Annotated in this window: 14 protein-coding genes; 6 read left to right on the forward strand and 8 right to left on the reverse strand. The window is 63.2% G+C overall.

The features are described from left to right. Positions 1 to 86: 86 nt before the first annotated feature. Entirely contained in the window at positions 87 to 701 is a 615-nt protein-coding gene (locus ACWFUC_RS15880) for a hypothetical protein (protein WP_489625379.1), read from the reverse strand. A 7-nt stretch (positions 702 to 708) separates the two neighbouring features. Beyond that, positions 709 to 1,596, reverse strand: coding sequence for a methylglyoxal synthase (locus tag ACWFUC_RS15885; RefSeq protein WP_489625548.1), 888 nt, complete (start codon positions 1,594 to 1,596; stop codon positions 709 to 711). Between the two features lie 192 nt (positions 1,597 to 1,788). Between ACWFUC_RS15885 and greB the strand changes: the two genes are divergently transcribed. Both greB and ACWFUC_RS15895 read left to right on the forward strand, forming a co-directional pair. Continuing rightward, on the forward strand, positions 1,789 to 2,346 hold the full coding sequence (gene greB, locus ACWFUC_RS15890) for a transcription elongation factor GreB (protein WP_034334847.1): 558 nt from the start codon (positions 1,789 to 1,791) through the stop codon (positions 2,344 to 2,346). Positions 2,347 to 2,468: 122 nt separating this feature from the next. Further along, entirely contained in the window at positions 2,469 to 3,809 is a 1,341-nt protein-coding gene (locus tag ACWFUC_RS15895) for a DUF3422 family protein (RefSeq protein ID WP_489625380.1), read from the forward strand. Positions 3,810 to 3,881: 72 nt separating this feature from the next. Here ACWFUC_RS15895 and ACWFUC_RS15900 read toward each other — a convergent pair whose 3' ends face one another. Beyond that, positions 3,882 to 4,490, reverse strand: a complete 609-nt coding sequence (locus ACWFUC_RS15900; RefSeq protein ID WP_489625381.1) for an FMN-dependent NADH-azoreductase — start codon at positions 4,488 to 4,490, stop codon at positions 3,882 to 3,884. A 142-nt stretch (positions 4,491 to 4,632) separates the two neighbouring features. On the opposite strand from ACWFUC_RS15900, the gene ACWFUC_RS15905 reads away from it, so the two are divergent. Next, a complete protein-coding gene (locus ACWFUC_RS15905) occupies positions 4,633 to 5,601 on the forward strand; it encodes a LysR family transcriptional regulator (protein ID WP_039788350.1) in 969 nt (322 codons plus the stop codon). Between the two features lie 7 nt (positions 5,602 to 5,608). Here ACWFUC_RS15905 and ACWFUC_RS15910 read toward each other — a convergent pair whose 3' ends face one another. From ACWFUC_RS15910 to ACWFUC_RS15930, 5 genes are all read right to left on the reverse strand, one after another. After that, positions 5,609 to 6,835 carry a DUF2252 family protein gene (locus tag ACWFUC_RS15910; RefSeq protein WP_489625382.1) on the reverse strand — a complete coding sequence of 409 codons (1,227 nt, stop codon included), beginning with the start codon at positions 6,833 to 6,835 and terminating at the stop codon, positions 5,609 to 5,611. A 213-nt stretch (positions 6,836 to 7,048) separates the two neighbouring features. Next, positions 7,049 to 9,310 (reverse strand): RelA/SpoT family protein, encoded by a 2,262-nt coding sequence (locus ACWFUC_RS15915; RefSeq protein ID WP_039788346.1) that lies wholly within the window; start codon positions 9,308 to 9,310, stop codon positions 7,049 to 7,051. Between the two features lie 35 nt (positions 9,311 to 9,345). Then, on the reverse strand, positions 9,346 to 9,549 hold the full coding sequence (rpoZ, locus tag ACWFUC_RS15920; protein WP_008328299.1) for a DNA-directed RNA polymerase subunit omega: 204 nt from the start codon (positions 9,547 to 9,549) through the stop codon (positions 9,346 to 9,348). A gap of 75 nt (positions 9,550 to 9,624) precedes the next feature. Beyond that, on the reverse strand, positions 9,625 to 10,263 hold the full coding sequence (gmk, locus tag ACWFUC_RS15925; RefSeq protein ID WP_039788345.1) for a guanylate kinase: 639 nt from the start codon (positions 10,261 to 10,263) through the stop codon (positions 9,625 to 9,627). Between the two features lie 67 nt (positions 10,264 to 10,330). Next, positions 10,331 to 11,245: a YicC/YloC family endoribonuclease gene (locus ACWFUC_RS15930; RefSeq protein WP_489625383.1), complete on the reverse strand. Its 915-nt coding sequence runs from the start codon at positions 11,243 to 11,245 to the stop codon at positions 10,331 to 10,333. A 315-nt stretch (positions 11,246 to 11,560) separates the two neighbouring features. On the opposite strand from ACWFUC_RS15930, the gene rph reads away from it, so the two are divergent. The 3 genes from rph (at position 11,561) to hemW (ending at position 14,274) form a co-directional block, all read left to right on the forward strand. Next, on the forward strand, positions 11,561 to 12,289 hold the full coding sequence (gene rph, locus ACWFUC_RS15935) for a ribonuclease PH (protein WP_039788342.1): 729 nt from the start codon (positions 11,561 to 11,563) through the stop codon (positions 12,287 to 12,289). Between the two features lie 153 nt (positions 12,290 to 12,442). After that, positions 12,443 to 13,033: an RdgB/HAM1 family non-canonical purine NTP pyrophosphatase gene (gene rdgB, locus ACWFUC_RS15940; protein ID WP_134222244.1), complete on the forward strand. Its 591-nt coding sequence runs from the start codon at positions 12,443 to 12,445 to the stop codon at positions 13,031 to 13,033. After that, on the forward strand, positions 13,030 to 14,274 hold the full coding sequence (hemW, locus tag ACWFUC_RS15945) for a radical SAM family heme chaperone HemW (RefSeq protein WP_489625384.1): 1,245 nt from the start codon (positions 13,030 to 13,032) through the stop codon (positions 14,272 to 14,274). Before rdgB ends, hemW begins: the two co-directional genes overlap by 4 nt. Positions 14,275 to 14,400: the final 126 nt, after the last annotated feature.

Here is a 14,400-nt window from a genome sequence, read left to right on the forward strand (position 1 = left end):
CGCCGCTGCCGCATGAGCGGACGTGTCTTCATGAAGTAAGGGCTGCTTTAGCAGCCCTTTTCATTTTTGAAGTCAGCAAGATGAATCTATTTGCTCCGCATGCGGGCCACCAGCCGGCGCAGCAGCCGCAACAGGCGAGAGGACGGCGCACCGGGGCGTGTGACGATGCGGGCGGCCAGCTTGCGCTTGAACTCTCCAATGGCCGACTTGACCGCCTTGAGCAGACGCTGCACCTGCTGCCAGCCGGCCGTGGCCTGCAGTTGCGCGGTGAGCCGGGCTTTGATGTCCAGCAGCCGGGTGTGATAGCGCTGGAACCACTCCAGCGACAGCAGGCTACGCCGCGTGAGCGCATAGATGCGCGCTACCAGCGCCGTGCCCAGCACCTTGGCCGTGAGCACGATGATCACGCCCAGGGTAGGGTGGCCATGCGCGATGGACATCAGCGCCAGAATCTTCACCGGCAAGAGCAGCAGGGTTGGTGCCAGGAAAATCAGCAGCGCCGCGTAGGGCGAGAGCCGTTCCACCCAGCGCTGCAATTGCACCAGCCAGGGCCATTCGGGGATGCGTGCCAGCACCGCCTGGGTGGCATCCCACAGCCATTCTTCCAGCATGAGCAGCAGGGCTGCGGTGTAGATCAGCGGTGCCAGCAGCCGTCGACGCCAGCGGGGCGGCCGGCGCGGCGGCAAGGTCGGGTCAGTCATCCAGCGATCAGACGGCGCGCGCCTTGATGAGCGAGAGCCAGCGGTCGCCCCACTTCACGTCGCTCATGCAGGAGGCATAGCCGGTGACGGTGCGGGCGGCGCGTTCCAGCAGCTGGATGTCGGCCTCGTGCTGGCGTGCCACGTGCGGGTCTTCCAGGAACAGTACGCGGCGGCACTGGCGTTCCAGGATCAGTTCGGCGATCTGGGCGTCCCCGCCCAAGGGACCGGAGAGGAAGGGCTTGACCCAGTTGCGGCCAGCTTCGCCTTTCATCTTCACCGCCAGCTGGTTGAGCAGGCCGCCGGTGGTGCCGGTGGCACAGCGGAAGGCAAATTGGTCGAGTACCTCGAAATGCTTTTCGGCCAGCTCCAGCATGCGCGTTTTCATGGCGTCGTGGGCGATCAGGGCGATGCCTTCGTCCTTCAGATGGAAACGGTTGTCCAGGAAACTGTCGGGCGCGGCTCCGTTGGCCAGGGCTTCCAGCTCGAACCACTCCTGGGCACCGGCCAGGGTCGAGAGGAAGGGCTTGCCGTGGATCACGCACTGGCGCTTCAGGGCCACCGCTTCCGGGAAGGTGGACGAGGGGTCGACCGGATCGATCAGGTAGATCACCGCATCGAGGGTGCGGGCGGGATCGGGGTCCACGGTACGCGACACCAGCTTCATCAGGCCGCCGTGGCGACCATAGGGAAAACGCACCAGATGCTCGTAGCCAGGCAGAAGATTCATTTGTCCGATGGCATCGAGCGTGCGGCCGACCACGATCAGTTCGGGTTGCAGGCTTTCGATGCGATGGCGCGAACCGGTCAGCAGCTGGACCAGGGCGGAATCCGAAGCGTCCTGATGGGCGCGGTTGGCAATGAGACCGATGCGATAGCGGGGAGCGATGGAAGACATGGGCGCGAGCAGGCGAGTTGGAGAACCTGGCATGGACGGCATGCGCAGGCGCGAGTGCAGATTATCGCCGAGTGCGCCCCAAAGGGCGAGCCCGGCACGGTGCCCCGCGCATTAATCGCCGCAACTGTACCGTTGCAGGCGCTCGCATGCGGCTACAATAAGCGTCAACCTGCATACCAACCCCACTCCAGCATGAACAAGGCTTTTGTAAAAGAATCCGACGGTGCCGACGACGATGACGAAATCGCCTTGCCGGCCATCCCCGCCGGCAGCAAGAACTACATGACCCCGCAGGGGCATCAGCGCATCAAGGATGAACTGCTGCACCTGATCGATGAAGAGCGTCCGGAAGTGGTGCGCGTGGTGTCCTGGGCCGCCTCCAACGGCGACCGTTCCGAAAACGGCGACTACCTCTACGGCAAGAAGCGCCTGCGCGAGATCGACCGCCGCATCCGCTTTCTGACCAAGCGGCTGGACAATGCCGAGGTGGTCGATCCTTCCGTGCACCACGGCAGTGACCAGATCTTCTTCGGCGCGACCGTGACCTACGAAAACCAGCGCGGCGAAGAGCACACCGTCACCATCGTGGGCATCGATGAACTCGATCCCCTCAAGGGACTGATCAGCTGGATCTCGCCGGTGGCGCGGGCGCTGACCAAGGCCCGCGAGGGCGATGAAGTGGTGCTGCAGACACCGTCGGGGGTAGAGCAGCTGACCATCCTCGAAGTGACGTATCCGGCACCGCAGTAGCGCTCCTCCCTCTTTCTTGCTGACGGCGGCCCGGCGTGCAAATTGCATGCGGGCAGGCCGTCGCCGCGTGCGCCGCTTCCTGCGCCGGGCACCCCGAATTTCAATCTTCCACGAGAACCTTCATGTCCATCGTTTTTGCCAGCCTGAATCACCCGCAGCGCGTCGTCCTGGCGGCCGAGGTGCATTCGCGCCCCTTCCTGCAGCTCACGCGCTCGGAAACCCTGACGCATTTGGCCGTCTACGTACGCGAAGACGGCAACGGAGGCCGTCACGCCAGCGCCCAGCATGTCCTGCTGGACGAACTGTGCGCCCACTTCGGCGTGGTCGCGCCGGGCGGCGAGGCCAAGCACTTCTATCATGACTTCGGCCGCTTCCGCCTGAAGTGGGAGTGCCATACCGAGTTCGCCACTTACACCTTCGCCCAGGCGCACGAGGAAGAACTGGGCACCGACCACGCCTTTGCCCGCGCGCCGCTGGCGCATATTCCGCAGCAATGGCTGCTGGGTCTGAAGGGGAAGCTGATGGTGGCCGCGCACGTGGTGGTCGAGCCGGGCGTTGACGATACGGCTGCGACCGCGCGCCAGATGCAGCGCATCTTCGAAGGCAAGCTGATGAGTTCCAGCAAGGTCTTGCAAGGGGGCGAGATCTGGACCGATTTCCAGATCCAGTCGGATGGTTTTTCGCGCTTCGTGGTACGCGATATCGGCCTGCGCGAATTGCAGGGCGGACGCCTGGCGCAGCGCATTCTTGAAATCGAGACCTATCGCATGATGGCGCTGCTGGGCTTGCCGCATGCGCAGCAGTCCGGCCCTTTGCTCAATGAAATCGAAGGCGACCTGGCCGCGCTGACGGCAGCCATGGTGCAGTCCGAACAATCCACCAGCGGCACGCCGGAAGAGATGGCCGAGGATGAGCGCATCCTGCGCAAGATCACCGGACTGGCGGCGCGCATCGAAAAGCTGTCGCTGGAGAACAGCTATCGCTTCTCGGCCTCGCAAGCCTATTTCCGCCTGGTGCAGGCGCGTATCGAAGAATTGCGCGAGCAGCGCATCGAGGGTGTACCGACCATCGGCGAATTCATGGAGCGCCGCCTGGCCCCCGCCATGAATACCTGCCAGGCCATCGCCCGCCGCCAGGAAGCGCTGGCCGAGCGCATCGCCCATACCAACGACCTGTTGCGTACGCGGATCGGCATCGTGCAGGAGCGCCAGAACCGCCAGATCCTGGAATCCATGAATGCCCGCGCCGCCCAGCAACTGAAGCTGCAGCAGGCCGTGGAGGGCTTGTCGGTGGCGGCGATCTCGTATTACGTGATCGGTTTGCTGGGCTATGCCGGCAAGGCGGCCAAGGCGGCGGGCCTGCCCATCAATCCCGACCTGGCCACCGGCCTGGTGGTGCCGGTGGTAGCGGCCTGCGTCTGGCTGGGCTTGCGCCGCATGCACAAGGACCTGGGCAACCATTGACGGCGCGCCAAAGCAAACGGGGCGCACCACGTTGGCGGCGCACCCCGTTGCTGGGAATTGCTCTGGCGAGGATCAGGCAGTGGCGTTGATCTTGGCTTCTGCACCGGCCACGGCGGCCTTGGCAGCTTCTTCGCCCATGGACACACCCTCGGCGACCACCAGTTCCACGTCGGTGATGCCGATGAAGCCCAGTGCGCCCTTGAGGTACTTGCCCTGGAAGTCCAGTGCTTCCATCGGGCCTTCGGAATACTTGCCGCCGCGCGAGAGCATGATGACGGCCTTCTTGCCCTTGACCAGGCCGACCGGGCCGGTCTCGGTGTAGCTGAAGGTGCGGCCGGCGCGGAAGACGTGGTCGATCCAGGCCTTCAGGGTCGACGGCGGGGCGAAGTTGTACATCGGCACGCCGATGACGATGGTGTCGGCGGCCAGCAGTTCGTCCACCAGGGCGTCGGATTGCTTGATCACTTCAGCCTGTTCGGCGCTGCGCGCGTCGGCCGGGGTGAAATAGGCACCCAGCATCGATTCGCTCAGGTGCGGCAGGGCATTGGCCGCCAGGTCACGGTGCACCACCTTGCCGCCAGGGTTCTTGGCTTGCCATTGCTGGGCGAAGGAAGCGGTCAGCTGACGGGAGATGGAACCGCCGCTGCGGGCGCTGGAGTCGATGTGCAGAAGAGTGCTCATGGTGTGTCCTTTCGTTGTTCGGTGGGCAAGGCCTTCGGTGAACGCCTTGCATTGGGGTCAACGATACCCAGTTTTCATTTCTTCCAATAGATGCGAGAATCGCATTTCACTGATCCATTTTTGGTGGGAATCGAATATCGCCATGCTAGACCTCAACGACATCTGGCTTTTCGTCCATGTAGTGCGTGCCGGCAGCTTCGCCGCCGCCGGGCGCAAGCTGTCCATGCCGCCCAATACCATCAGCCGCCGCCTGCAGGCGCTGGAAGCGGCCATGGGGGTGCGGCTGCTGCAACGCTCGACGCGCCAGCTCAACATGACGGCGGCGGGGCGGGAATTCTTCGAGCGCTGCGCGCCGGGCCTGGAAGACATCGAGCACGCCAGCGCCAGTCTCACCCAAAGCCAGGGGGAACCGTCTGGCAGCCTGCGCGTGGCTGCCCCGGTGGACTTCTTCGACAATTTCTCCATCGAGTGGATGCATGAGTTCATGCATCTCTATCCCAAGGTGCAGTTGGAGTTCGTGCTCAATGACGGGCGCGCCGACCTGATCGCCGAGGGTATCGATCTGGCTTTCCGGGGTGGGGTGCTGCCCGACTCCAGCCTGGTGGCCAGGAAGCTGGTGCAGAGCCATATGGCCCTCATTGCCAGTCCGCGTTACCTGGAGCGCGCAGGCACGCCGCAGGCCCTGGCCGACCTGGTGGGCCATGCCTGCCTGGCGACGTCGCAGGCACCCCAGCATACGGTGTGGAAACTGGAAGGGCCGCACGGTCCGGAAAACGTGCGGGTGGTACCGCGCCTGTGCATCAACACCGCACAAGGGCAGTTGCGTGCGGCGCGGGCAGGATTGGGCATTGCGCTGCTGCCGACCATGCTGGCCTCTGAAGACCTGCGCAATGGCAGCCTGATCAACATCCTCCCGGATTACCAGCGCGACACCATGGGCTTCTATGCCGTGTACGTGCACCGGCGGCAATTGCCCAGTGCGGTCAGTGCGCTCATCGAATTCTTCGCCGACAAGCTGGAGCGCGGCATTGCCGACAAGGGCGCACAGGCCTGCCAGGAGCATCTGAAACGGGAGGCCGCTGTGCAACCGCTACCGCAGAAAGCGGCCTGAGTCCGTCTCAGAACTCCACCGCCTGTTCGGCCAGGGCATAGCGGCGGCAATGTTCCAGATAGGCGCGCTCATGGTTGGCCACCAGGTCGACCACGCTGCGCCACAGCCAGGACGGCACTTCCAGCGTCTTCGACCGTTGCCGCGCCAGTTCGGTGTACCACGCGCGGCAGGTTGCTTCATCCATCTGGCGCGCATGCGCCTGGCCAACGACGCGGGCCAGGTAGCGCGCCGCACGCAGCGCCTCTTCCTGGCTGACGTGATCGATTTCCAGCTTCAGGTCCTGCGGCAGCAGCTCGCGCACGAACACCGGGCGCTCCAGCAGGCGCGTGGCCAGCATGCGTGAACCCAGGTGTGGCGCAAGATGGCGTGCGCCGGTGACGACGCGTTCGGCGTTGTCGCGCGGCATACCGGCATCGCGGTAGCGGGGCGCGGCGGCGGTGACGGCTTCCTTGATATCGAAAAGGCACAGGTCGCTGCTTTCGCTGGCCTGTTCGTTCACATCCAGCAGCACGGCAAAGCGCAGCAGGCCCAGCGAGCTGCATCCCTTCATCCAGTAGGCGGTATCGAGCATCTTGATGGCAGCGTCGTCCTCGCGATGCCGCAAGGACGTCAGCAAGGCGCGCGCCGGTGCTGACTCCACCAGCGCGGTGATCTCTTTTGTTTCCTGTCGCGAGGCCGACCAGAAGCGTTTTCCAAGCGGGATATGCACGGTCTTGCCTTGCATGCGTTCATGCGCCAGTTCCTTCCAGGTGCGGCGATGTGCAGTCTTCAGGGCCACGCGCACGGACTTGGGCTTTTTGCCCAAGCGCAGGTCGTCACCGGGCCGGAAGGCAGATTCATATCCCTCCACCAGCACCTCCATCATCTTGGCCGTGATCACGCCCGGCAGGTCCGAACTGCGCGCGGCCATGGCCAACGACAGTGCCAGGCGGATCAGGTCGTGCGATGGGTTGCCGATGACGGTCTGGTCGAAGTCACGGATCTGGATGTCGATCTTGCCCTCGGCATTGGCCACCGGGCCCAGGTTGCCGATGTGGCAGTCACCACAGATCCAGATGGCCGGACCTTCGGGCAGGCTGCTGGCCTGGGTTTCATTGAGCCAGTTGTAGAAGCGCAGGGTGCTGCCGCGCACGTAAGCGTGGGCGGAGCGGGCCATTTTGAGGTTCTGGGCGGTTTTCAGGATGTCCTGGCGTGCAGAGGGACGAGGCGTCCTCGTAAGCAGTTTTTTTGGCATGGCGATTTATATTATTTATATTCATTTTTCTTTTGGGCGGATGAAGCCCAATGTTCAGTTTCCTCGCCTCTTCGCCGCTTGCCTATCAGAGAAGCGAGACTTGCCTTGTCAGACACCCGGCCATGCGCTGCCTGCACGCTGCCCGCAAAACGGATCCCGGAAAAGACAAACGCCCGCATCAGCGGGCGTTTGCAGAGGGGGGACAGGGCAGGATCAGCCGCGTTCGCGCAGGATACGTGCGACGCTGTCGATCTTGCGGATGCCACGCATCAGGCGCGCCAGGTGCACGCGATCCTCGATCTGGATGGTGAAGCGCAGGTACTTCATGGAGCCATTGCCGCCTTCGTCATCCATGGCCACCGAGACGATGTTGGCATCGGACTCGCCGATCTCGGCAGCGATGCGCGCCAGCGTGCCGCGCTCGTTGTGGATCAGAATGGTGATGCGGCAATCGAAGCGGCGATTGAGATCATGGCCCCAGACCAGGTCGATCCAGCGGTCCGGCTCCTTCTCGTGCAGGCGCTTAGCGGTCTCGCACTCCTGGGTATGCACGATCAGGGTCTGGTCCGGCTTCAAATAGCCGGTCAGGCGATCGCCCGGGATCGGCATACAGCAGGACGACAATTGCGCCGAGGCCCCTTCGCTGCCGGTGATGACCACCGGGTCCGGCTTGTTGGGCAGCATGTGGCCTTCCGGATCGAGCTGCGGCACGCTCACGCCGGTATCCATCATGGTCATGATGTGGCGTGCCACCAGCGGGGCCATGCGGGTGCCGATGCCGATCTCGGCATACAGGTCATCCATGGTCTTGGCGCTGGATTCGTTGAGCAGGCGCTCGACGATATGGGAAGGAAGTTCAGGTTCGATGCCCAACGTATGAAGAGCATTGCCCAACAAGCGGCGTCCGACGGCTTGCGACTCGACCTTGTTGGCCGTGCGCAGGCGGTGGCGGATGGCCGAACGGGCCTTGCCGGTGCGCACGTAGCCCAGCCAGTTGGGGCTGGGGCGCGAGGTCGGCGAGGTGATGATCTCGACGATGTCGCCGTTGTGCAGCTCCGAGCGCAGCGCGGCCGGCTCGTGGTTGATGATGGCTGAAGTGGTCTGGTCGCCGATGTCGGTGTGGATGCTGTAGGCGAAATCGAGCGCCGTGGCACCACGGGGCAGGGCGATGATCTTCGATTTGGGCGTGAAGACGTAGACCGAATCCGGGAACAGGTCGACCTTGACGTGCTCCAGGAACTCGGCTGAATCGCCAGTCTGCTTCTGGATGTCCAGCAGCGACTGCAGCCAGGCGTGGGTACGCTGCTGCAGGTCGGTGAGGCTGCCTTCGTCATCCTTGTAGAGCCAGTGGGCGGCCACGCCGGATTCGGCCACGCGGTGCATGTCGGTGGTGCGGATCTGGAACTCCACCGGGGTGCCGTAGGGGCCGATCAGGGTCGTGTGCAGCGACTGGTAGCCATTCAACTTGGGAATGGCAATGTAATCCTTGAACTTGCCCGGCATGGGCTTGAACAGGGAGTGCAGGGTGCCCAGCGCCACGTAGCAGTTGGCGAAGCTGTCCACCACCACGCGGAAGCCGTACACGTCCAGTACCTGCGAGAAGCTCAGGTGCTTGTTGCGCATCTTGCGATAGATGCCGTAGAGGGTCTTTTCGCGGCCATCGACCTGGGCCGGGATGCCGGCGGCGATCAGGGTGCTGGTGACCGATTCCATGATCTTGGTCACCACTTCGCGGCGGTTGCCGCGCGCGGCCTTGACGGCCTTGAGCAGGGTGCGATGGCGCAGCGGATGCAGGTGCGCGAAGGACAGCTCCTGCAGCTCGCGGTAGATGTTGTTGAGGCCCAGGCGGTGCGCGATGGGCACGTAGACTTCCATGGTCTCGCGCGAGATGCGGCGCTTCTTCTCGGGCGGCATGGAGCCCAGCGTGCGCATGTTGTGCAGGCGGTCGGCCAGCTTGACCAGAATCACCCGCACGTCGCGCGCCATGGCCAGCAGCATCTTGCGGAAGTTTTCCGCCTGCGCCTCGACCTGGCTCTGGAATTCGATCTTGTCCAGCTTGGAGAGGCCATCCACCAGTGAGGCCACGGACGCGCCGAAGCGCTCGATCAGCTCTTCCTTCTTGACGCCCTGGTCTTCCATGACATCGTGCAGGAAGGCCGCCATCATGGCCTGGGCGTCGAGCTTCCATTCGGCGCAGATCTCGGCCACTGCCAGCGGATGCGAGATGTAGGGCTCGCCGGACTTGCGCATCTGGCCCAGGTGCATCTCGTCGGCGAAGCGATAGGCTTCCTTGACCTTCTTCAGTTCGGAAGGGGTCAGGTACTCTTCGAGCTTGGGGATCAGATGCGCGAAAGTCGCCACGCCGCTGTGGGCGGCAGGGGCGACTTCGAGGGGAGTTGCGGTGCGGCCGGAACCGGCGGCACGTTTGGAGCTAGCAGCGGCTGATAAGGTGGAGTCGGTAGTGGTGAGGCTCATACTTGTCCGTTATCAGCTTCATGGACGGACCAGGATCAGGCCGGAACCTTCTTGAGCATCTCGATACCGACTTTGCCAGCGGCGATTTCGCGCAGGGCGGTCACGGTCGGCTTGTCCTTGGCTTCCACCTTCGGGGTGTGGCCTTGCAGCAGCTGGCGGGCACGGTAGGTGGCCGACAGGGTCAACTGGAAGCGGTTGGGGATCTGCTTGAGGCAATCTTCGATGGTAATGCGGGCCATGTGATACTCCTGAATGACGGTCTTGCTTGTGGATTGATGGGTCCGGCGCCGGGTTGCTGGTCTGGCTTGTGCGGCTTAGCTCGCGTGGATGCCCAGCTGGGTGAAGAGGTAGGCATTGCGGGCGGCTTGCTGCGGGAAGCGGCAGCGGGCGGCCTGGACGATTGCCGTCAGTTCGGACAAAGCGACGGCAAACTCTTGATTAATAATAACATATTCGAACTCCGGCGAGTGAGCGATTTCGCCGCCGGCGGCCAGGATGCGGCGCGTGATGACGTGTGGTTCGTCCTGTCCGCGCTTCTTCAGGCGCTCTTCCAGCGCGGCAATCGAAGGCGGCAGGATGAAGATGCCGATCGCATTGGTAAATTGTTTCTTCACCTGCTGCGCGCCTTGCCAGTCGATCTCCAGCAGCACGTCGGTACCATTGGCGATCTGGTCGGCAATCATCAGGCGCGAGGTGCCGTAATAGTTGCCATGCACTTCGGCCCACTCAAGGAATTCGCCCTCGGCTTGGCGCTTCAGGAAATCTTCCACGTCAGTGAAATAATATTCACGGCCATGTTCTTCGCCCGGACGCGGTGCGCGGGTGGTGTAGGAGATCGACAGCTTGATGGCCGGCTCCTGCTTGAGCAGGGCGTTGACCAGGGTCGATTTGCCGGCGCCGGACGGGGCAACCACCATGAAAAGGCTACCGGATGTGGGTTTTTGGACGGGCATGGGGTCCTCGCTGAAAAATGTCTTTTAACTAATCAATATCGGTCGGAATGGGGCTGTGCGGCTGGGGTCATTCCAGATTCTGCACCTGCTCGCGCATCTGGTCGATGAGCAGCTTCAGTTCCATGGAGGCATCGGCCAGTTCCTTGACGGCGGCCTTGGAGCCGACCGTGTTGGCCTCGCGGTTCAGTTCCTGCATCATGAAATCGAGGCGCTTGCCGACCTGGCCGCCCTTTTTGAGGATGTGGCGGGTTTCGCCCAGGTGGGCCGACAGGCGTGCCAGTTCCTCGGCGATATCGATGCGGATGCCGTAGAGGGTCACTTCCTGGCGGATGCGTTCCAGCGATTCCTCGCGGGTGGCCACGGGCGTTGCGCCATTCTGCGTCTGCAGGGCCAGGCCCAGAGCTTCGGTCATGCGTTCGGTGGCCTTCTGCTGGAATTGCTCGACCAGCTGCGGCACCAGCGGGGTGATGCGGGCCACGATGGCTTCCATCGCTTCCACCCGGGCCAGGATCACGGCCTGCAGGGCCGCACCTTCACGGGCGCGCGATTCGACGAAGGCGTCCAGGGTCTGCTGCATCGTGGCCAGGATGTCGGCTTGCAGGGTGTCCTGGCTGATCTCGGCTTCTTCCATCACGCCCGGCCAGCGCAGCAGTTCGTTGATCGACAGCGGCGCGGCATCAGGGAATTGCGCGCGCAGCTGGTCTTGCAGGCTGGCCAGCTGGCCTACCAGGGTGTGGTTCAGGGCCTGGCTGTTGCCACTGGCGACCTTGCGGCCGAAGGACAGGCGGCATTCCACCTTGCCGCGCACCAGGCGGCCCATGATGGCTTCGCGCAGCATCGGTTCGACCGCACGCAGGTCATCGTTGATGCGGAACTGCAGGTCGAGGAAGCGCGAATTGACGCTCTTCATTTCCAGGGTGACCGTGCCGGCAGTGGTTTCACGGGTGGTGACGGCATAGCCGGTCATGCTGTAGATGGTCAAGGTCGGGACTCCATAAAGCGGGCGGGCGGCGCAGCAGGGCGCGCCGGCGAATAAGGGTTGCGGGCGGGGCGGGCAGGGTGGCCAGAGAGGTAAATGGAGGATGCCGCGACGGCGGACATCGTGTTCCTTTACAATGCCGGACTTGAACGTTCCGGCACCGCCTGTGCGGCCTGCCCGGGTGCCACCCGGTCGGAGCCCGCATTTTAATGAAGTTTCGCGGCGCCGCGCTATCAAAAACATCAAACCGGCGGTTTTGGGGGCCAATTGGCCGCCCGCCATCCGCCCAGCCTCGCCCAGACCAAGACAAGGATCACCATGACAGCTTCCCATCGCCCCAGCGGCCGCAGCGTTTCGCAATTGCGCGACGTGCGCCTGACCCGCCAGTACACCAAGCACGCCGAAGGCTCGGTGCTGGTCGAGTTCGGGGACACCCGCGTGCTCTGCACCGCCTCCATCGAGGAAAAGGTCCCCGGCTTCCTGAAGGGCAAGGGCCAGGGTTGGCTCACCGCCGAATACGGCATGCTGCCGCGCTCCACACATACCCGCATGGACCGCGAAGCCGCCAAGGGCAAGCAATCCGGCCGTACCCAGGAAATCCAGCGCCTGATCGGCCGCGCCCTGCGCGCCGCCTTTGACCTGGAAGCCTTCGGCGAACGCACCCTGCAGCTGGACTGCGACGTGCTGCAAGCCGATGGCGGCACGCGCACCGCCGCCATCACCGGCGCCATGGTGGCCGCCTATGACGCCTTCAACGTGCTGAAGTCGCGCGGCCTGATCGAAACCATTCCGGTCAAGCAGTTCGTGGCCGCGATTTCGGTCGGCGTCTACCAGGGCGTCCCGGTGCTCGATCTGGATTACCTGGAAGACTCGGATTGCGATACCGACATGAACGTGGTCATGACCGATGGCGGCCATTTCGTCGAAGTGCAGGGCACCGCTGAAGGCGCCGCCTTCGACCGTGCCACCCTCAACAACCTGCTGGACCTGGCCCAGCAAGGCATCGCCACGCTCAACGGCTTGCAGAAGCAGGCCCTGGGCCTGTAATCCGCGGCCACGTCCCGGCGCAAATCGCCGTACAATGCCGCCTAGAAGCGATATGAACAAAAACGCCATGTGCCGCACCGACATGGCGTTTTTCATTGGGGCGCAGCGGCTGTCATGCCCATCCCGCGCGCCTCGCCAAGATCAGGACCAGACATGCAACCCAAGCAAAAGATCGTGATGGCGTCCAACAACGCCGGCAAACTGAAGGAATTCGCCAGTCTCCTGGGCGACATCGGACTGGACGTGCGCCCGCAAGGCGAATTCGACGTGCCCGAAGCGGAAGAACCCTTCGGCACCTTCGTCGAGAATGCCCTGACCAAGGCCCGCCACGCCGCCCGCCTGACCGGTCTGCCGGCCCTGGCCGATGATTCCGGTGTGTGCGTGAATGCCCTGGGCGGTGCGCCCGGAGTCTATTCCGCCCGCTACGCCGGCGAGCCCAAGTCTGACGCCAGCAACAACGCCAAGCTCATCGCCGATCTGGCAGCCCATGCCGACAAGTCCGCCTATTACTACTGCGTGCTGGTCTACGTGCGCCATGCCGACGATCCGCAACCGGTGATTGCCGATGGCGTATGGAAGGGCGAGATCATCGACCAGCCGCGCGGCCAGGGCGGCTTCGGCTATGACCCGTATTTCCTGCTGCCCTCCCTGGGCAAGACGGCCGCTGAACTGACGGCCGCCGAGAAGAATGCCGTCTCGCACCGTGGCCAGGCCTTGCGTGCCTTGGTCGAGAAGCTGGCATGATCCCCATCAAGCCGATCCCGGCCGATATCCCGCCTGGCCAGGCGGCCAGCGGCCCGGCTCAGGCCGCGCTGGCCTTCCTGAAGCCCGGCAGCCTGCAGCTGACGGCTTTGCCGCCGCTGTCGCTGTACGTGCATTTCCCGTGGTGCGTGCGCAAGTGCCCGTATTGCGACTTCAATTCCCATGAGGTCAAGGGCAGTTTCCCTGAAGAAGCTTATCTGGATGCCCTGCGCAGCGACCTGGAGCAGTCGCTGCCGCTGATCTGGGGCCGCAAGATCCATACGATCTTCATCGGTGGCGGCACGCCCAGCCTGCTGTCGGCCGCCGGTCTGGATCGCTTGCTGTCGGACCTGCGCACCTTGCTGCCCTTCGATGGCGACATCGAGATCACCATGGAAGCCAATCCGGGAACGTTTGAAGCCGACAAGTTCCGCTCCTACCGGGATAGCGGCATCAGCCGCCTGTCGATCGGTATCCAGAGCTTCAACGGCCAGCACCTGCATGCCCTGGGCCGCATCCATGATGGCGACCAGGCGCGCAAGGCGGTGGAGATCGCGCAGGCCAACTTCGACAATTTCAACCTCGACCTGATGTACGCGCTGCCGCAGCAGACGCTGGCAGAGGCCAAGTCCGACATCGAAACGGCCATCGCCTTCGCGCCGCCGCACCTGTCGCTGTATCACCTGACGCTGGAGCCCAACACGCTCTTCGCCAAGTATCCGCCGCCGGTGCCGGATGACGATGCCAGCGCCGACATGCAGGACATGATTGCCGAGCTGACCACGGCTGCCGGTTACGTCAACTATGAGGTCTCAGCCTATGCCCAGCCCAAGCGGCGCGCCCGCCACAACCTCAATTACTGGCAATTCGGGGACTACCTGGGCATCGGCGCGGGGGCGCATTCCAAGCTCTCGTTCCCGCACCGCATCGTGCGCCAGATGCGTTACAAGCATCCCCAGTCCTACCTGGAGCATGCCAAGGCCGGCACGCCTGTCCAGGAAGAAGCGGAAATCGGCCGCGATGCCCTGGGCTTCGAATTCATGCTCAACGCCTTGCGCCTGACGGAAGGATTCTCACCGAATCTCTTCGCCGAGCGGACCGGCATGAGCCTGAACCAGATCGAAAAATCACTGAATCTGGCCGAGCAAAAAGGCATGTTGTATCGCGATCACGCTTTGATCCGGCCGACCGATCTTGGGCGTCGTTTTCTCAATGATTTGCAGGAAATTTTCTTGTCAGAATAAACCCATGTTGCAAGGTGGCTTTTATCGGGTATATTTAGAAAAAATTTAATTTTAATTAAGTATTCTGCTGGGAAACTTGTTAATATTTTTTTAACATTGCAGAGCGTCTCAGCAAATAATGCGGCG

This window comes from Herbaspirillum sp. Her4 (assembly GCF_057961335.1).